Below are 17,168 nucleotides of genomic sequence, written 5' to 3' on the forward strand. Positions count from 1 at the left end.
CCCCACCGTATCCGTTCCCCTGTTCTCCCTGTCCGTTGGGCGGTAGATGCGCTCGAATCGGGCCCGACACGACATGTACTGCCCAGCGGAGGGAATGAACCAGGACTCGGCGTTCTTGTGAATCTCTGAGAGTTCGTACAGGAGCACAGGAGGAAGCGCCATGCCGATCGAAGGCGAGTACGTGAAGGGTCCGGTCCAGCACGCCAACGCGCAGGTGGAGCGTTTCGAGGCGTCCGACGGTGCCGAGGGAAACACGATGCGCGGCAAGCCGATCATCGTCCTCACCTCCCGCGGTGCCCGGTCGGGCAACGTGCGGAAGACGCCGCTCATGCGCGTCGAGCACGACGGCGAGTACGCCGTCGTCGCCTCCCTCGGCGGCGCCGAGAAGAACCCCGTCTGGTACCACAACCTCGTGGCCGACCCGCACGTCGAACTTCAGGACGGCGACCGCAAGCACGACTATGTGGCCCGTGAGGTCGTCGGCGACGAGCGCGAGACGTGGTGGGAGCGGTCGGTGCAGGCGTGGCCCGACTACGCCAGCTACCAGACCAAGACGAGCCGGACGATTCCGGTGTTCGTGCTCACGCGCCTTCCGTAGTCGACTCGAGAGCGTCGACGAGGGCCGCCTGCAGCCAGCCGAGCCAGTCGTAGAGCGGAACGAGCGTCGCCATCTCGTCGTCGAGCTCGAAGCCTCCGTCGTCGGCGTCGATGCCCAGCCGCTCGGCGAGTACGAGGCGCACGTCGGTCAGATGGGTCATCCAGGCCCAGATTTCGTGGTCATCGAGCTCGATGCGCACCGGCTCGCCCTCCGCGAGATCGCCTCCGGATGCGCCGGACATCACGGTCCTCGCGGCCCCCGCCTTTCCCTCCGCCAGGCCGGCTCGCTCGAACCGATCGAACTCCGCTGAGGCAGCCGCGTCATCACGGTAGGCGGGTGGGAAGAGGCGATCGAAGGCCGGGTCGTCGACGGCCTCGGTGACCAGCTGCTCGATCTGCTCGGCGAGATCGGCGAGCATGCGCGCCTCGTCGGGTTCGAGCGTGAGTTGCACGCGCCCCGCATCCGTCACCTCGACGGCGGTCATGCGTCCGCCCGGGTGATCGATGCTCGCAGCCCGTAGCCGTGCATGGCGCTGACGTGCCGTTCCATCGCCTCCCGGTTGCCGCTCGCGACGACCGCCCTGCCCTCGTTGTGCACGAGCAGCATGAGCCGGTCGGCCTCTTCACGAGGAAGCCCGAAGTAGCTGCGGAACACGAACGAGACGTAGTTCATCAGGTTGACGGGGTCGTTCCACACGACCGTCAGCCACGGCGTCGAGAACTGCTCCAGACCGCGCGTATCCAACGACCCGTCAGTGCGGGTGTCTGCGCTCTCGAGGGTGGATGACACCCGTCCAGCGTCGCACGAACCGCCGACTCATGCACGCCGCGTTCACCCGCTGTGCAGATGAAGTGGCTACGGTCGTCGTGTGGGGATGAACAGCAGCGCACTCGCGGCCCGGGGAAGCCGTCGGACCACCCTTCGCGGGGTGCTGGGTTCGCGCCGCGCACTCATAACGACCTTCATCGCCCTGCACGCGGTCTTCCTCATCGCGCTGGCACCGGTCATGGTAGCCGGAGCGGCCCTCGGCGACCTGCCGCTCTATCGCCACTGGGCGCTCGAAGCCTTGCAGGGCAACAGCTGGGCGGGCATCGACCGGCCGTGGGTGTATCCGATCGGCGCCCTCGTGCCCGTCGTGCTGCCCGCCATCCTCGGTGCAGCCCCCTACCAGTTCGTCTGGTTCCTGCTGCTGACGGCCGCCAACGGGGTCTCCCTCTGGATCCTGACGGATGGCGGTCGCCGCCGTTCCGCCTACCCGGCGGCCTGGTGGTGGATGGCGATCCTGCTCATCCTGAGCCCGGTCGCGCTGTTGCGACTCGAGGCGTTCACCAGTCCACTCGTCATCGTGGCGCTCGTGCTCATCTCAGCGCGACCGGCGCTTGCGAGCGTGCTGCTCACGTTCGCCGCCTGGATCAAGGTCTGGCCCGCCGCCGTCATCCTCTCGGCCGTCATCGTGTCGACCCGACGACGGGTGATCGCCATCACGGCCGCGGTCGTGAGCGTCGGCATCGTCGGAGCGGCGCTGCTCGCGGGCTCGGGATCCCACGTGCTGAGCTTCCTGACCGAGCAGGACTCCCGCGGCCTGCAGCTCGAGTCGCCTCTCAGCACGCCCTGGCTGTGGATGGCGATCCAGCACGTCCCCGGCGCCGAGATCTACCAGAACTGGGCACTCGAGACGCGCGAGGTCGCCGGCCCGGGCGACACCTGGATGATCGAGAACGCCAGCGTGCTGATGGTCATCGCGGTCGTCGTGATCGCCGGCCTCCTGATCTGGGCGCACGCGCAGGCACCGACCCGCTCCGCCCACTTGCTGCTCGTCGGCGCGCTCGCGCTCACCACCGCTTTCGTGGTGTTCAACAAGGTGGGCTCACCGCAGTACATGCTGTGGCTGGCACCGATCGTCGTCGGAGGACTGGCGAACGGATGGCGGACGTGGCGCCTTCCGGCCACGCTCATGGCCATCATCGCCGTGGCGACGACGGTCGTCTTCCCCTTGTTCTACATGCCCCTCATCGCGGGCGATCCCGCCGCGGCGACCGTGCTGGGCATCCGCAACCTCCTGCTGGTCGTGCTGCTCGGGTGGGCCGTGTGGGAGATCGTGCGCGTGGCCGTCACCGCGCCCGCTCTGGCGGCGCGTCCGACGACGCGTTCGATCCCCCTGCCGGTCGAGTAGCGCAGACGCGCCAGCGGCTCCGCGTATCGAGACCCTCGCACGTACGAGTGGGTTTCGATACGCGTGCTCCCCAGTCGCTCGCTACTCAACCAGCGGTGGGCCGTCAGCGGCGGACGGATGCCGTGACCGTGTAGGTGCGGTCGCGGGTGATCTGGCGGGTCGGGCCGACGATACGCTGCAGCGCCGGGCGATAGCCGAGATGCGAGTTCCACACCGCCCAGAGCTCGCCGCCGGGCGCCAGAACACGGGCGCCATCCGTGAACAGCTTCAGGGCGATGCCGGTGTGCACGGTGGAGCCGATGTGGAACGGCGGGTTCAGGACGATGAGGGATGAACTGCCGTCGGGCTGCGAGGACAGCGCGTCGTCGCGGATGACCCTCACACGGTCGGTTACGCCGTTGACCTCGGCGGTCGCCGACGCCGACGCGACCGCGGCCGCCGATTGATCGCTCGCGATCACGGTCAGTCCGGGCCGGCGACGCGCGAGTTCGACCGCGATCACGCCGGTGCCGCAGCCGAGGTCGATCGCCTCGGTTGCCTCGGGCAGAGCGGCGTCGAGCTGGTCGAGCAGCAGCCGTGTACCACCGTCGACGGCGGCCCCGCCGAACGCGGCTGCGTGCGCGACCACGTCGAGGTCGAGCGCGTCATCGTGGCGACGCTTCGGCCACACGCTCCGGCCAGGGGGACGGGGCCCGCTCGCGATGAGTCCGCGTGCCTTCGACCGAGCCCGCGTCACGTCCAGCTGCCCGAAGTGTCGCAGCAGCACGTCGTTCATGGCCGTCGTCATGTGCTTCACCCGCCCGCCTGCAACGACGACCGCACCAGCGTCGGCGTGGAGCGCTATCGCCTCGGCGATCTCGTCGAGGGCGTCCAGTCCGCGCGGCAACGCCAGCAGCACCACGCGTGCGCCGGACAGCAGCTCCGCGTCGAGGCCGCGGGACGCGAAGCGGCCGACGAGTCCTACCCGCTCGGCGTTCGCCGCGAGCGCCAACTCGCCCGACAGCGCGTCCTGGTGCGTCCGGATGCCGCGGGCCCCGAGATCCGCCGCGCCGAGGGTCAGCGCGCCGTAGTGGTCGCCGATCACGACGACCGTGCCAGGCGGAGCCGACCGGATCGCCTCGTTCGCCTCGTCGAGGATCAGCCGGTCGGCGGCATCCGTCGCGAACAGATTCTCGGCCTCGACGTCGGGCCAGCGCCGCAGCGCAGCGAAGTCGAGACCCATGCCTCGATCGTAGGTGTGAACGCTACGACGGATCGCGCTCGAGCGGCCGCCAGACCACCAGCTGGTTCGCGCGACGCACCCGGGTGCCGGCCTTGACCGAGATGATCTCGCCCGCACTGCCGGCCGCGAACACCCGGCGGCCGGGACGGTTGACGAGCTCGTCGGCGAGCGCACCCTCGAGCTCCCGCACGCGACGGGAGAGGTCGCTCACCTGGTTCTCGAGATCGAGGATGCGGCGGATGCCCTCCAGGCTCACGCCCTCGCCGCCGAGCCGGGCGATCTCGCGCAGTTGGACGACGTCGCGCATGGAGTAACGCCGGGACTTGCCCGCCGTGCGGGACGGGGAGACGAGACCCAGCCGGTCGTACTGCCGCAGCGTCTGCGGATGCATTCCCGCGAGCTCGGCGGCGACCGAGATGACGAACAGCGGGCTGTGCTCGTCCATCACGGTCAGCCTCGCGCTCGGGAGAGCAGGTCGGCGCGGGGGTTCTCGTCCGGAAGCGCGGCCTTGAGCGCCTCGACGGCGGCCTCCGCGTCCTTCGTCAGGTGCGACGGCACGGCCACCTGCACGACGGCCAGCAGGTCGCCCGTTCCCTTCGTGGTCTCGACGCCGCGGCCCTTGACGCGCAGGACGCGACCGCTGGGCGTGCCGGGCTGAACCCGGAGCTTCACGGTGTCGCCGCCGAGGGTGGGGACCTCGATGGTCGCGCCGAGCGCCGCCTCGACGAAGGTGACCGGTACGTTGACGCGCAGGTTGAGGCCGTCGCGCTCGAAGACGGGGTGCTTGCGCACGGCGACGGTGAGGATGAGGTCCCCAGCCGCCCCGCCATCGGGCGAGGGCTGTCCCTTGCCGCGCAGGCGGATCTTCTGGCCATCCGTCACGCCTGCCGGGATCTTGACCTTGATCTCCCGCCCCTCGCTGGTCGCGAGGGTGATGGTCTCGCCGCGCACGGCGGTGACGAAGTCGAGAGTGGTCGACGCGGTGACGTCACGGCCGGGCGTCGGCCCGCCGAAACCCCGGTATCCGCCGGTCGACTGGCCGAACCGCCCGCCGCCGAACAGCCCGCCGAGCAGGTCGTCGTACTCGCCGCCCTGCTGGTAGGTCGTGTACTGCGGCTGCGGACCGCGCCCACCCTGACCGAACATGCCGCCGAAGACATCCTCGAAGCCGCCGGCCTGGCCGCCGCCGCCCGCCGTGAAGCGCGCACCGCCGCCCATCGCGCGGACGGCGTCGTACTCCTTGCGCTGCTCGGGGTCGGAGAGCACCGAGTTGGCCTCGCTGATCTCCTTGAACTTGGCCTCCGCGGCCGCGTCCCCGGGGTTCGAGTCGGGGTGGTACTGGCGCGCGAGCTTGCGGTACGTCTTCTTCAGGTCAGCCTGCGAGACGTCCTTCGAGACGCCGAGCACCTTGTAGAAGTCCTTGTCGAACCAATCCTGGCTTGCCAATCAGGGCTCCTATCAGGCCGGCGTCTGAACGACGACCTTGGCCGCGCGCAGCATGTGGGACCCCAGGTAGTAGCCGGTCTCCACGACGTCGCCGACGGTGTCGGTCTCCACGTCGGGGCTCGGCTGCTGGAAGATCGCCTCGTGCACGCTCGGGTCGAACAGGTCGCCGGGCTTGCCGAACGGCGTGAGTCCGAGACGCTCGACGGATGCGCGAAGCTTGGATGCGATGGTGGTGAAGGGCGAGTCGCCCTCCAGGTCGCCGTGCTTCTCGGCCCGATCGAGGTCGTCGAGCACCGGAAGCAGCACCTTGACCGCCTCGCCCATGGCCCGCTCGCGCTCCACGACCGTGTTGGCCTCGGTGCGCTTGCGGTAGTTGGCGTACTCGGCCGTCACGCGCTTGAGGTCGCCCAGGTGCTGCGCGGCGAGATCCTCGGCGCTGGACTGGCCGGACAGGAAGCTGAGGTCGGCATCGGAGAGGCTGGTCTCGACATCCGGCCCCTCGAAGCCGTCGGCCTCTGCGCCGTCAACGGGCGAGTCGGTGGCAGCGGCCTCGGGGGCGCCGTTCTCGGGCGCCCCCTCGGTCGGGACCGACTCCGGATCTTCGGGGTTCTGGTCCTGGTTTGCCATGCGTCGCTACCTCGCCTGTCCTGAGCCCGCCTGCGGGTCCTCGTCGTCCACGACCTCGGCGTCTACCACGTCCTCATCGGAGGATGCGGGCTCCTCGCCGGCCGGAGCGTCCTGTGCGCCACCGGCTGCTGCGGCATCCGCAGCCTGGCTCTGAGCATAGATGGCCTCGCCCAGCTTGCCCTGCGACGCGTTGAGCTTGTCGAACGCGGACTTCACAGCATCGTCGTCGTCACCGGCGAGTGCGCTCTTCAGTCCGTCGACGTCGCCCTGCACCTCGGTCTTGACCTCGGCGGGCAGCTTGTCGTCGTTCTCGCGGATGAGCTTCTCGATCGAGTAGACCAGCTGCTCGGCGGAGTTGCGGGTCTCGGCGGACTCGCGGCGCTTCTTGTCGTCGGCCGCGTTCTCCTCGGCCTCGCGAACCATGCGCTCGATGTCCTCCTTGGGGAGGCTCGAGCCGCCCGTGATGGTCATCGACTGCTCCTTGCCGGTGCCCTTGTCCTTCGCAGACACGTGCACGATGCCGTTGGCGTCGATGTCGAAGGTCACCTCGACCTGCGGGATGCCGCGGGGGGCCGGCGCGATGCCGGTGAGCTCGAAGGTGCCGAGCGGCTTGTTGTCGCGGGTGAACTCGCGCTCGCCCTGGAAGACCTGAATGGCGACGGACGGCTGGTTGTCGTCCGCCGTGGTGAAGGTCTCGCTGCGCTTGGTCGGGATGGCCGTATTGCGCTCGATGAGCTTGGTCATGATGCCGCCCTTGGTCTCGATGCCGAGGCTGAGGGGGGTGACGTCGATGAGCAGCACGTCCTTGCGCTCGCCCTTCAGCACGCCGGCCTGCAGCGCGGCGCCGACGGCGACGACCTCATCGGGGTTCACGCCCTTGTTGGGCTCCTGACCGGTCTCCTGCTTCACGAGCTCCGAGACGGCGGGCATGCGCGTCGATCCACCGACGAGCACGACGTGCGCGATGTCGGAGACGTTGATGCCGGCTTCCTTGATGACGTCCTGGAACGGCTTCTTGGTGCGGTCGAGCAGGTCGCTCGTCATGTTCTCGAACTGGGCGCGCGTGAGGGTTTCGTCGAGGTTGGCCGGCCCGTTCTCGGTGAGCGAGAGGTAGGGCAGCTGGATGCTCGTGGACATGGAGCTCGAGAGCTCCTTCTTCGCCTGCTCGGCCGCCTCCTTGAGGCGCTGCTTCGCGATCTTATCGTTCGAGACGTCGACGCCGGTGGTCTCCTTGAACTGCTTGATCAGCCAGTCCACGACGCGCTGGTCCCAGTCGTCTCCACCGAGGCGGTTGTCGCCCGCCGTGGAACGCACCTGGATGGTCGAGAAGTCGTCGTCCTTTCCCACCTCGAGGAGGGAGACGTCGAAGGTTCCGCCACCGAGGTCGAAGACGAGGATGAGCTCGTCCTCCTTGCCGCGGTCGAGGCCGTACGCCAGAGCGGCGGCAGTCGGCTCGTTGATGATGCGCAGCACGTTGAGGCCCGCGATCTCGCCGGCCTCCTTGGTGGCCTGACGCTCGGCGTCGTTGAAGTACGCCGGGACGGTGATGACGGCATCCGTCACCGTGTCGCCGAGGTACTGCTCGGCGTCGCGCTTGAGCTTGCTCAGGATGCGCGCCGAGATCTCCTGCGGCGTGTACTTCTTGCCGTCGATGTCGGTCTTCCAGTCGGTGCCCATGTGGCGCTTGACGGAGGAGATGGTCCGGTCGACGTTGGTCACGGCCTGGCGCTTGGCGGTCTCGCCGACCAGCACCTCGCCGTCCTTCGTGTACGCGACCACCGACGGGGTAGTGCGAAAGCCCTCGGCGTTGGCGATGACCTTGGGCTCTCCGCCCTCGAGGACGCTGACGACGGAGTTGGTGGTTCCGAGGTCGATACCTACTGCACGTGACATGGGTTTCTCCTTCTGTGCCGCTCGCTGCGGCGCCGCTGGTGGCTTCTCCGCCCACGCAGACCGGATACGGGTTCGGTGGGGAGTCTGTTCAGAGACTTGAGTCTTCTGCACTCAAGTATGTCATCGACAGCCGAGGACGTCAATGCGAGTTGAGTGAGGGCGACTCAAGTCGCCTCCGACGATCGGTCAGAGCGCGCTCGAGCGCGCGCCAGACGCACGGAAAAGGCCGCCGGGCGGCGCGATAGCGCCCGGCGGCCTTCAGCGGAGGCGGTGAGCTGTTAGCTCTGCTGACCGTCCGAGGTGGCGTCGTCAGCACCCTCGCCGAAGACCTGCTCGGTCGCGTTCCCCTCATCCGCCTCTTCGGGGCTGTCGAGATCGGGCTCTCCGCCCTGTGGTGTCGGAGTGTATCCCCCCGGCGTGCTCTCGCTCATCATCATTCCTCTCGTCGGGCCGCGCCGTCGCGGCGGTCGCGCCTACGACGCTATCCAAAGCGGAGCGTTGGATGCACGGGCTTGACGGATGGCGGGTGTCGCGCCCGCAGGGCAGAATGGACGGGCGCGGATGTGACTCGAGCGTGAGAGAAGGTGGAAGCGATGGAGACGATCCTCTGGTCGATCCTGGGTCTGATCGGACTGGTCGGCGGCGTGGGCTTGGTCGCCGCACTGGTCGCGCTCATCCGTCCCGGCAACTGAGCGAGACAACGGGGGCCTCCCACGAGCAGCCCCCCGACATTTCGGAATCTCCCGCCGCCGCGCCGATGGGGGGCGCGTCGGATTCTCCGGCTGCATCTCCCGCGGGGCGCTCCCCGCGGCGGGCCCCCGCGCCACTGTCGGGAATCGTCGTCATCGGCGCCAGCGCCGCCCTCTGGTGGCCGGCATTCACCCTGGGGGCCTGGGGCACGCTGTTCTTCGACCAGTTGCTCACGGTGTGGGTGATCGCGACGGCGGCACTGGTCATCGTGCTCGTCCAACCGCGCGGGTTCCGGCACCGCATCCGCACGGCGCTCGCGCTGGCGGTTCCCTCGATCTGGCTCGTCCTCGGGTTCGCTCTGAACGAGGCTACCGACGACGTGCTCGTCATCCTGGTCGACGCCGTCGGCATTGCCAGTGCGATCATCGGCATCCCGTTCACCATCTGGGTGCTCGTGCGCATCCTCTGGCCGGACTTCGGTGCCGGAGTGACCCGCTCGAGGCGGGCGATACTCCTCATCGCCGTCGCCGTCATCACGATCGGCTGCTACCTGCTCGGCGTCTATCAGGCGTCGTTCCTGACCTGCGAGGACTTCGAGATCTCGGGCAACTCCGACCCGCCGGGTTGCGTGCACGCTCCGGCGAACTGATCGCTCTCGGCTCTGATGGCGGTGCAGAAGCGGCCGATCAGTTCTGCTATCAGGGCAGAGTCGCCGCTACAGCGACGATGTGGCCGCCTCGCACGCTGACTTCCGCTCGATCGGGTGCACCGTCCAGCACCGACCATGGGGAGGCGTCGATGTCGGATCCCCCGAGCGCGCACGCGAGAAGCGCCAGAGGGGTGAGCACGCGAGCTGCGCCGGTGGGCCGCCGCATGTCGACAATGAGCGCTCGCCCACCGGGGCGGAGAGCGGCACGTGCAGCGCGCCAGGCGGCGGGCCAGTCGTCGATGACGCTGAGCGCGTAGGTCGCCACCACGGCGTCGAAGGCTCCTCCGCCCGCATCGGCCAGGACGTCGGCGTAATGCATGGTCTCCGCATCCGCCTTCACCAATCGCACCCGGGACTCGCGCGCTGAACTCACGCGGCGGCGGGCGGCGGCGAGCATCTGGGGGCTCCGATCGACCCCGATGACCCGGCCGCTCGGGCCGACGGCGTCCAGCAGTCCGGCGAAGTTCAGCCCGGTCCCGCAGCCGAGGTCGAGAACGGTGTCACCCGGTCGAAGGCCCAGCAGTGCGAGGCCGGCACGGCGCCCCGCACCATAGACGGGCCATTCACCCGAGAGCACGTCGTAAGCCCGTGCGATGGCGGCGTACCGTCTCGACGACACGTGTTCTCCCGCCCTCCCCGCCTAGGCAGCGCCTACTCTCGTTGCATGGGAAGAATAGCCGAGTGAGACGATCGCATGATGCGCTACGCGGCCCCGAGCCGTCGGCGCTGAGCGCTGAGCAAGCCGCATCCGCTCCTCCCTGGGATCTCGTGGTGATCGGCGGCGGCACGGCGGGCCTGGTCGCCTCGCGAGCGGCCGGCGGATTCGGCGCCCGGGTGCTCATGATCGAGCGCGGGCGCTACGGCGGCGAGTGCCTGTGGACCGGATGCGTGCCGTCCAAGGCCCTGCTCGCCGCGGCGCACGCGGCGCATGACGCCCGCTCGTCGACCGGGCTCGGGGTGACCGCGAGCGTCACGGTGGACTTCCCCCAGGTTCTACAGCACCTGCTCGAGGCGATCGAGGAGATCCAGCCGGCGGACGATCCCGCCGCCGCCCACGCGGAGGGCGTGCGCACCCTCGATGGCAGTGCCCGATTCGTCGGGTCGCGGGAACTGGTCGTCGCCGGGCATCGGGTGAGATTCCGCAGTGCCGTCATCGCCACCGGCGGCACCGCCGTCATCCCGACATTCCGGCATCGAGAATGTCGAGGCGCTGACCTCGGAAACCTTCTGGTCGCCGCGCGCCCTGCCCGACCGCTTGCTGGTCATCGGCGGCGGCGCGGTGGGGTGCGAGCTCGGCCAGGCGATGGCGCGACTCGGCTCGAAGGTCACCCTCGTGCACCGAGGCAGCCGCCTCGCGCCGCGAGAGAGTCGGCGTGCCAGTGCGTTGCTGCGCGCGACCTTGGAGGCCGATGACGTCGATGTTCGGTTGAATACCTCAGTCGAGCGATTCGTGTCCGCGACCGAGGCTCGACTGAGTGACGCAACATCGCTCGCGGTCGATCGCGTGCTCGTCGCCGTCGGCAAGCGGCCGGCGACCGCGGGTCTCGGGCTGGCCGAAGCAGGTGTGACAACGGATGAGCGCAGCCGGGTGTTGGTGGATTCGTCGCTACGCACCTCCAACCCGGCCATCTGGGCGGCCGGCGATGTCACGCCGCTGCCGCACTTCACCCACGTGGCCGGCGTGTTCGGCAGCCTCGCCGGCACCAACGCCGTGCTGGGGCTGCGCCGAAGCGGCGACGGAGCGAGCATTCCTCGCGTGCTGTACACGCAGCCGGAGATCGCGAGCGTCGGCGTGAGCCCTGACGACCCCGAGGCCGAGGGATGCACGGTGCTCGCGATCGACCACGAGCATCTGGACCGAGCGGTGGCGGAGGGGCGCACCAGCGGGTTCAGCGAACTGGTCCTCGACGGCCGCGGCCGGGTGCGCGGGGCATCCGTCGTCAGTCCCCGAGCGGGCGAGACCATCGCCGAGCTGACCGTGGCGATCACTACCGGTGTGAGCGCATCGACGCTCGGCGGCATCATGCACGCCTATCCGGGTTACAGCGACGGCGTCTACAACACTTCGATCCGTCAGCTTCAGCGAGAGTTCTCCGGGGGTGCGTGCGGGGCGGCCGTGCAACTGCTGCGGCGGGTCACGAGGGCCCGGCATCGCGCTCGCGAGCGGCTCGGGGGCGGGGCGGATGCTCCGCCTCGAGCGTGAGCGCGTGCTGCGAGAACTCCTCGAGTGCGTCGGGCAGTGGCTCGACGCCGAGTCCGGGACCGGCCGGAATGCGGATGCGGCCGTCCTGAAGCACGAACGGCTCAGTGATGTCCTGCGCGAAGAAGCGGGCTGACGCCGAGATGTCGCCGGGCAGCGTGAAGCCCGGCAGTCCAGCGAGGGCGGTGTTCGCGGCCCGACCGAGCCCGGTCTCGAGCATGCCGCCGCACCAGACCGGGACGCCCGCCTCGCGAGCGAGATCATGGATGCGCACCGCCGCCAAGTAGCCGCCCACCCGACCCGCCTTGATGTTGATGATCGCCGCCGCACCGCGCTCGATGGCGTCACGGGCGGCATCCGTCGACACGATGGACTCGTCCAGGCACATCGGCGTGCGCATCCGCCGCGCCAGCAGGGCATGCTCGCGGATGTCGTCCTCGCCCAGCGGTTGCTCGATCAGCAGCAGGTCGTAGGCGTCGAGCAGGCGCAGGTGCTCGGCGTCCGCGAGCGTGTACGCCGTGTTCGCGTCGACCTGCAACGGGATGTCGCCGAACCGGTCGCGCACTGCGCGGACGGGTTCGACATCCCACCCCGGCCGGATCTTGAGCTTGATGCGTACGTAGCCCTGATCGAGGTAGTCGCCGACGCTTCCGAGCAGGGCGTCGATCGAGTCGTGGATGCCGACCGAGACCCCGGAGGGGACGCTCGCGGTCGTCGCGCCCAGCCGCTCACCGAACGAGACGCCGGCGAGGCGCAGTTCCGCATCCAGCAGTGCCATCTCGAGGGCGGCCTTCGCCATCCGATGCCCGAGGATGTGCCGCACCGACTCGGCGAACCCGTCGGCCGTCACCGCCTCGCGAGCCTGCGCCGCGAACACGGCGGGAACGAGGTAGCGCCGGAGCACCTCCCGTGCGCTGTCGAGGTATTCCGAGGAGTAGACGAGATCGGTGAGCGCCACGCACTCGCCCCATCCGTCGACCTCGCGCCCGTCGGTCTCGGCGAGAACGCGCACGAGCAGCGGGAAGCGCTCGGTCTGGGTGCTGAAGGAGGTCGTGAACGGCGTCACCAGCGGCATCCGCAGGGTGAGGAGCTCGACGGCGCGGACCCTCATGAGCGCTCCCGATCCAGCACGTAGGCGCCGTCGGCGAAGTCGACCACCGTCCAGCCGGTCGAGAGGAGCGGACCAAGCTGATCGCGGAGCGCCAGCCGGGCGGATCGCGCAGCCGACGGATCGTCGACGCGGAGCGTTTCCACGTCGGCCGGCACCGGAATCATCCGCGGCTCCCGGGCCGGCGCCGGCGGCAGGTCGGCAGGACGGGACAGGTCCCACTCCACGAACAGCCGGTCGCTCGGCTCGCCGCGATTGAGTCCGTCGGTCATGGGTCCGTACAGGTCGGGCAGGTACTCGATCACCCGCACCCCGAGGCGGCGGATGTTGAAGTGCGCGTTGCGGGCGATCAGCGGATCGAAGGTCCACGTCATGCGCGTCACTCCTCGGCCGAGCGTCCACTCGCGCTGGTGTTCCTTGAGCGCCCGCCCCACTCCCGATCCCGCAGAACCGGGAAGCACACCGGCGATGTGGGAGTGCAGGGCACTCTCGTCCGGGGCGTGGAAGAAGCCGACGCAGATGCCGATCATCCGGTCGCCGTCGAAGGCGCCGGCCACGTAGTTGTCGGTGTGGGCGAGGGCGACGAGCAGCCCCGGTTCCATTGGCGCGACATCCGTGCGCCACACCGCCGCCATCACCCGGCTCGCGTCGGCCATCTCGGCCGCCGTGTGCAACTCGCGGATCGCAACGCCCATGCGCCAGAGTCTGGCACGGATGCCGACACCCCCGGTCGGCGCATACTGGGCGGGCACTTACACGTCAGTAAGCTGGGGAGCCAATGCTTCGGGGGTTCCCGTCGGGGCACTATCGTTTAGCGACACGATGAGCGGTGCCGCGAGCCACGACAGCGGTGAAGTCCATCGTGAGGAAGGGGAGCGCGTGGTCCAGCAGACTGACGCCGCACCGCGTGTGGTCGCGGCCGCCGACCGCGTCCAGCGCCCGCAGGCGCGCACGCTCGAGAGGCGCGAGGCGGTGCTCGAGGCTGCGATGCAGGTCTTCGGGGCGCGTGGATACAACAAGGGCGCCCTCGCCGAGGTGGCCCAGCAGGCCGGCATGACCCATGCCGGGGTGCTCCATCACTTCGGCACGAAAGAGGGACTGCTCATCGCGGTCCTGAAGTACCGCGACGGACAGGCGGTCGCGGGCGTGGCCGGCCGGCCGCAGGCTGAGGGCCCGTCATTCCTCGGACACCTCATCGACACCGTGGCCGAGAACACCAGCCGGCCCGGCGTCGTCCAGACCTACGCCGTGCTCTCCGCGGAATCCGTTACAGAAGGGCATCCGGCCCAGCAGTACTTCCGCGACCGCATCACCGTGCTGCGGGAGAAGATCGCGGACGTGCTCGACGAGGTGACGGATGGGCGCGCCTCGCGAGAAGACGTGATGGACGCCGCCTCCACCCTCATCGCGGTGATGGACGGCCTCCAGGTGCAGTGGCTGCTCGACCCCGACGCCGTGGATATGCCGCGGGTCGTCACCAAGACCTTGGACGAGCTCGTCGACCGCCTGATCTCGGGCGTCCCGCCGGCGAGCGCGGTCGAGCGCGCGGCCCACGTGGCTGACCGCTGATCGAGTAGCGCAGCCTCGCCGCGGCGTCCGCGTACCGAGACGCCTCAGCTGATGCGCTCCTGTCGTGCCTTCACCGGGATGAGCAGCGCCAGTCCGACTGCGAGGACGAGCACGAGGCCGAGGATGCCCCAGTACTGGGCTCCGCCGATGGTGATGAACAGGCTCCACATCGTGGGGGCGATGAAGGTCGCCGCCCGTCCGGTGGTCGCGTAGAGGCCGAAGACCTCGCCCTCTCGCCCGGGCGGGATCAGCCGGGCCAGGAACGTTCGACTGGCCGACTGCGCCGGACCCACGAACAGGCACAGCAGCAGTCCGAAGATCCAGAACACCGTCGTCCCGCCGGCGTGGAGGATGAACACCAGCGACCCGGCGATCACCAAGCCGATGAGAGAGGTGAGGATGACGGGCTTCGGCCCGAGCCGGTCATCGAGCACACCGACGCTGATGGTCGAGATGCCCGCGACCACGTTGGCGGCAATCGCGAAGACGATCACGTCGCCGGGCGAGAATCCGAAGGTTCCCGCGGCCAGCACCCCGCCGAAGGTGAAGACGCCCGTCAGCCCGTCCCGGAACACCGCGCTCGCCAGGAGGAAGTACACGGTCTGTCTGCTGGTCTTCCACAGGCGGGCGACATCCCGCCCCAGAATCGCGTACGACTGGAAGAACCCGACGCGGCGCTTCTCGTCCTGCGGGGTGATGCGATGCTCCGGCACGGCGAACAGCACGGGTAGGGCGAACAGCGCGAACCACACCGCCGCGATCACCATCGAGACGCGGACGGCCAGGCCGTTCTCGCCGGTCACGCCAAACAGCCCGACCTCCGGCTTGATGAAGCCGAAGTAGACGATGAGCAGCAGCACGATGCCGCCGATGTAGCCCATTCCCCATCCGAAGCCGCTCACCCGTCCGACCGATCGAGGGGTCGACACCTGCGCGAGCATGGCGTTGTAGTTCACGCCGGCGACCTCGAAGAACACCGTCCCGACGGCGAGCAGTAGCAACCCGAGCACGAGGAACTCGGGTGCCGCCTGCACGAAGTACATCAGCCCCAGGCACACCACGACGACGGCCGTGTTGATGGCGAGCCAGAGCTTGCGTCGTCCGGATGAGTCGCTGCGTTGACCGGTGACGGGTGCGATGAGGAGCACGACGATGCCGGCGAGGCCGAGCGCCCAGCCGAGCTGTGCAGACGGATCCACCCCGCCGTTGTCGAAGGACTTGCCCGTGATGTAGACGGTGAACACGAAGGTCGTTGCGACGGCGTTGAACGCGCTCGAGCCCCAGTCCCAGAGCCCCCAGGCGAGCACCTGTCCGGTCCGGGTCGTGGTGGGCGTGTCGGCGTCGACGGTCGTCATGCGATCAGGCTAATGCTCCGCGGCGAACATTCTCCGCGACGGATGTCCGGCCCTCGCGTCTTCCTCACGTCCATGCGAGACTGCTTTGACCGATGCGAGGGAGTCGAGAGTGTCAGAGCGCAGGGCGAGAGCTCGCGGAATGCGTGCCACCTTTGCGGCAATCTGCGCCGTTGCCATGCTTGCAGGCGGCCTCTTCGTATCCGGCTCAGCAACCGCTGATCCCGCGGAGATGTTCCAATCGGTGCCGTCGGGTCGGTATCCCATTGATCTCGACACCAGCCCCGATGGCGCCCATCTGGCGGTCATCTCGCGTGGAGACGGAGGCACCGCCGATCTTCGCATCTATGAGACGGTCGGCATGACGCAGGTGAGTCAGATCGATTTCGGACCGGCCGCCTCCTTCAATCCGACTGCGGTCGAATTCAGCCCCGATGGCGCCCAGTTGTGGGTCTCCTTCTACACGCCGGGCGAGGTTCGGGTATACGACGCTGCGGCGGTTATAGCCGGTACACCAACCGTCCCTGTGGTGCTCACGGGCGGCGGCGGGTTCGTGGACCTTGCAGCGGGGGCGGCAGGACGCTACATGTACGCCGCCACGTTGTTCAATCCGCAGTACCAGTTCTCGATCGCGAACCCGGCTGCTACTCCTCGGACCTTCTCAGCCCCGAGCGGCTCCCGCGGGGTCGCGTCGAACAGCGACGGTAGCCAGATCTTCTTCACCGTCGCCTCGAGAGCCGTTGACGGCGGCGGCGTGCTGGCGGTGTCGGTCGCGGCCGATGGCACGCTCACTCCCGATGCCACAGTGACGCCAACAGGCGATGTTCCGTGGGGTGTCGCTTTCAGTGCCGCCGAGGGACGCGTCGTGAGCAGCAATTCGGGAACGCCGACGTCCGTCAGCGGCTTCAATCCTGGCGACCCATCCTCCGTCCGGACGGTCGCCCTTCCCTGCGGGCCTCGTTTGCTCAACGCCTCTCCGTCGGGCACGCGAATCTTTGTTGCCTGCCTGACCGGAGGCATCGCGGTGGTCAACTACGTAACGAATTCGGTGCCACTCTTCGATGCCGGCGGCAACATCGAGTCCGTCGAGACCTACGGGCCGGTTGGAGGCGACTCGCAGCGCGTGTACGCGACGAGCGGCGCGACGGATGAGGTGCTGGTGTTCACCAAACCCACCATCGCGCCGATTCCGGCGCAGACCGTCCGTGAGGGTGGAAGCGTGACCTTCTCGACGACCGTCAAGGACTTCTGGCAGACGCTTCAGTGGCAGTCGAGCAGCGACGGCGGATCGACCTGGACGGACATCGCGGCCGCTGATCGGGAGTCTCTCACGGTGGACGCGCCTCTCAGTGCCAATGGCATGCAGTACCGACTCGTGGCACGGAGTGCCTTCTTCGATGACGTCGTCTCTAGTCCGATCGTGCTTACCGTCACCCCCACCCCGGTGCCGCCAATGCCCGCGAACCCCGCGCTCGCCGCCACCGGCGTGGAGCTCCCGTCAGGCATGTTGCTCGGGGTAGCACTGATGGTTCTCGGTTTCGCAGCAGTCACCATCCGCTCGCGACGACGCGCGAGCTGAGC

Annotated in this window: 17 protein-coding genes and 1 pseudogene; 6 read left to right on the top strand and 12 right to left on the bottom strand. The window is 68.8% G+C overall.

The window, feature by feature from the left end; all coding sequences use genetic code 11:
• The first annotated feature begins 160 nt into the window (after positions 1-160).
• Complete coding sequence (locus E6C70_RS10600) at positions 161-598, top strand: nitroreductase family deazaflavin-dependent oxidoreductase (RefSeq protein WP_136424525.1); 438 nt, start codon at positions 161-163, stop codon at positions 596-598.
• Here the strand turns inward: E6C70_RS10600 and E6C70_RS10605 are convergent.
• Both E6C70_RS10605 and clpS read right to left on the bottom strand, forming a co-directional pair.
• The gene (locus E6C70_RS10605) at positions 582-1,082 is read right to left on the bottom strand and encodes a DUF2017 family protein (RefSeq protein WP_136424526.1); all 501 of its coding nucleotides are present in this window, start codon (positions 1,080-1,082) and stop codon (positions 582-584) included. The two genes, E6C70_RS10600 and E6C70_RS10605, sit on opposite strands and share 17 nt — an antisense overlap.
• Positions 1,079-1,387: an ATP-dependent Clp protease adapter ClpS gene (gene clpS / locus E6C70_RS10610; protein WP_407921032.1), complete on the bottom strand. Its 309-nt coding sequence runs from the start codon at positions 1,385-1,387 to the stop codon at positions 1,079-1,081. The genes E6C70_RS10605 and clpS overlap by 4 nt, the downstream gene beginning before the upstream one ends.
• 85 nt (positions 1,388-1,472) lie before the next feature.
• Between clpS and E6C70_RS10615 the strand changes: the two genes are divergently transcribed.
• The gene (locus E6C70_RS10615) at positions 1,473-2,771 is read left to right on the top strand and encodes a glycosyltransferase 87 family protein (protein WP_235833414.1); all 1,299 of its coding nucleotides are present in this window, start codon (positions 1,473-1,475) and stop codon (positions 2,769-2,771) included.
• Positions 2,772-2,874: 103 nt separating this feature from the next.
• On the opposite strand, the gene E6C70_RS10620 is transcribed toward E6C70_RS10615, so the two are convergent.
• The 6 genes from E6C70_RS10620 to E6C70_RS16685 form a co-directional block, all read right to left on the bottom strand.
• A complete protein-coding gene (locus E6C70_RS10620) occupies positions 2,875-3,993 on the bottom strand; it encodes a class I SAM-dependent methyltransferase (protein WP_136424528.1) in 1,119 nt (372 codons plus the stop codon).
• A 22-nt stretch (positions 3,994-4,015) separates the two neighbouring features.
• Positions 4,016-4,438 (bottom strand): heat shock protein transcriptional repressor HspR, encoded by a 423-nt coding sequence (locus E6C70_RS10625; RefSeq protein WP_136424529.1) that lies wholly within the window; start codon positions 4,436-4,438, stop codon positions 4,016-4,018.
• Between the two features lie 5 nt (positions 4,439-4,443).
• The gene (locus E6C70_RS10630; protein WP_136424530.1) at positions 4,444-5,439 is read right to left on the bottom strand and encodes a DnaJ C-terminal domain-containing protein; all 996 of its coding nucleotides are present in this window, start codon (positions 5,437-5,439) and stop codon (positions 4,444-4,446) included.
• Positions 5,440-5,451: 12 nt separating this feature from the next.
• The gene (locus tag E6C70_RS10635) at positions 5,452-6,066 is read right to left on the bottom strand and encodes a nucleotide exchange factor GrpE (protein ID WP_136424531.1); all 615 of its coding nucleotides are present in this window, start codon (positions 6,064-6,066) and stop codon (positions 5,452-5,454) included.
• A 6-nt stretch (positions 6,067-6,072) separates the two neighbouring features.
• Positions 6,073-7,959, bottom strand: coding sequence for a molecular chaperone DnaK (gene dnaK, locus E6C70_RS10640; RefSeq protein WP_136424532.1), 1,887 nt, complete (start codon positions 7,957-7,959; stop codon positions 6,073-6,075).
• A gap of 278 nt (positions 7,960-8,237) precedes the next feature.
• Positions 8,238-8,390, bottom strand: coding sequence for a hypothetical protein (locus E6C70_RS16685; protein WP_168770922.1), 153 nt, complete (start codon positions 8,388-8,390; stop codon positions 8,238-8,240).
• A gap of 326 nt (positions 8,391-8,716) precedes the next feature.
• Between E6C70_RS16685 and E6C70_RS10645 the strand changes: the two genes are divergently transcribed.
• Complete coding sequence (locus E6C70_RS10645; RefSeq protein WP_235833392.1) at positions 8,717-9,298, top strand: hypothetical protein; 582 nt, start codon at positions 8,717-8,719, stop codon at positions 9,296-9,298.
• Positions 9,299-9,347: 49 nt separating this feature from the next.
• Here the strand turns inward: E6C70_RS10645 and E6C70_RS10650 are convergent, their stop codons facing one another.
• Positions 9,348-9,977 (bottom strand): class I SAM-dependent methyltransferase, encoded by a 630-nt coding sequence (locus E6C70_RS10650; RefSeq protein WP_136424533.1) that lies wholly within the window; start codon positions 9,975-9,977, stop codon positions 9,348-9,350.
• A 152-nt stretch (positions 9,978-10,129) separates the two neighbouring features.
• Between E6C70_RS10650 and E6C70_RS10655 the strand changes: the two are divergent.
• A pseudogene (locus E6C70_RS10655) lies at positions 10,130-11,561 on the top strand (dihydrolipoyl dehydrogenase family protein).
• On the opposite strand, the gene menC reads toward E6C70_RS10655, so the two are convergent.
• Positions 11,494-12,669 (bottom strand): o-succinylbenzoate synthase, encoded by a 1,176-nt coding sequence (gene menC, locus E6C70_RS10660; protein WP_136424534.1) that lies wholly within the window; start codon positions 12,667-12,669, stop codon positions 11,494-11,496. The pseudogene E6C70_RS10655 and the gene menC overlap by 68 nt on opposite strands.
• A complete protein-coding gene (locus tag E6C70_RS10665) occupies positions 12,666-13,361 on the bottom strand; it encodes a GNAT family N-acetyltransferase (RefSeq protein ID WP_136424535.1) in 696 nt (231 codons plus the stop codon). The genes menC and E6C70_RS10665 overlap by 4 nt, the downstream gene beginning before the upstream one ends.
• 184 nt (positions 13,362-13,545) lie before the next feature.
• Between E6C70_RS10665 and E6C70_RS10670 the strand changes: the two genes are divergently transcribed.
• Positions 13,546-14,235: a TetR/AcrR family transcriptional regulator gene (locus tag E6C70_RS10670; RefSeq protein WP_168770923.1), complete on the top strand. Its 690-nt coding sequence runs from the start codon at positions 13,546-13,548 to the stop codon at positions 14,233-14,235.
• Positions 14,236-14,279: 44 nt separating this feature from the next.
• Here the strand turns inward: E6C70_RS10670 and E6C70_RS10675 are convergent, their stop codons facing one another.
• Positions 14,280-15,590, bottom strand: a complete 1,311-nt coding sequence (locus E6C70_RS10675; protein ID WP_136424537.1) for an MFS transporter — start codon at positions 15,588-15,590, stop codon at positions 14,280-14,282.
• A gap of 358 nt (positions 15,591-15,948) precedes the next feature.
• Between E6C70_RS10675 and E6C70_RS10680 the strand changes: the two genes are divergently transcribed.
• Positions 15,949-17,166, top strand: a complete 1,218-nt coding sequence (locus tag E6C70_RS10680) for a YncE family protein (protein WP_136424538.1) — start codon at positions 15,949-15,951, stop codon at positions 17,164-17,166.
• Positions 17,167-17,168 lie beyond the last annotated feature (2 nt).

Origin of the sequence: Orlajensenia flava, assembly GCF_004801905.1 — a bacterium.
GTDB lineage: Bacteria > Actinomycetota > Actinomycetes > Actinomycetales > Microbacteriaceae > Orlajensenia > Orlajensenia flava.

Coding starts and splice junctions, on each gene's coding strand:
- E6C70_RS10600 (WP_136424525.1), top strand. CDS start 161: ATGCCGATCGAAGGCGAGTACGTGAAGGGTCCGGTCCAGCACGCCAAC.
- E6C70_RS10605 (WP_136424526.1), bottom strand. CDS start 1,082: ATGACCGCCGTCGAGGTGACGGATGCGGGGCGCGTGCAACTCACGCTC.
- E6C70_RS10615 (WP_235833414.1), top strand. CDS start 1,473: ATGAACAGCAGCGCACTCGCGGCCCGGGGAAGCCGTCGGACCACCCTT.
- E6C70_RS10620 (WP_136424528.1), bottom strand. CDS start 3,993: ATGGGTCTCGACTTCGCTGCGCTGCGGCGCTGGCCCGACGTCGAGGCC.
- E6C70_RS10625 (WP_136424529.1), bottom strand. CDS start 4,438: ATGGACGAGCACAGCCCGCTGTTCGTCATCTCGGTCGCCGCCGAGCTC.
- E6C70_RS10635 (WP_136424531.1), bottom strand. CDS start 6,066: ATGGCAAACCAGGACCAGAACCCCGAAGATCCGGAGTCGGTCCCGACC.
- dnaK (WP_136424532.1), bottom strand. CDS start 7,959: ATGTCACGTGCAGTAGGTATCGACCTCGGAACCACCAACTCCGTCGTC.
- E6C70_RS16685 (WP_168770922.1), bottom strand. CDS start 8,390: ATGAGCGAGAGCACGCCGGGGGGATACACTCCGACACCACAGGGCGGA.
- E6C70_RS10645 (WP_235833392.1), top strand. CDS start 8,717: ATGGGGGGCGCGTCGGATTCTCCGGCTGCATCTCCCGCGGGGCGCTCC.
- menC (WP_136424534.1), bottom strand. CDS start 12,669: ATGAGGGTCCGCGCCGTCGAGCTCCTCACCCTGCGGATGCCGCTGGTG.
- E6C70_RS10665 (WP_136424535.1), bottom strand. CDS start 13,361: ATGGGCGTTGCGATCCGCGAGTTGCACACGGCGGCCGAGATGGCCGAC.
- E6C70_RS10675 (WP_136424537.1), bottom strand. CDS start 15,590: ATGACGACCGTCGACGCCGACACGCCCACCACGACCCGGACCGGACAG.
- E6C70_RS10680 (WP_136424538.1), top strand. CDS start 15,949: ATGACGCAGGTGAGTCAGATCGATTTCGGACCGGCCGCCTCCTTCAAT.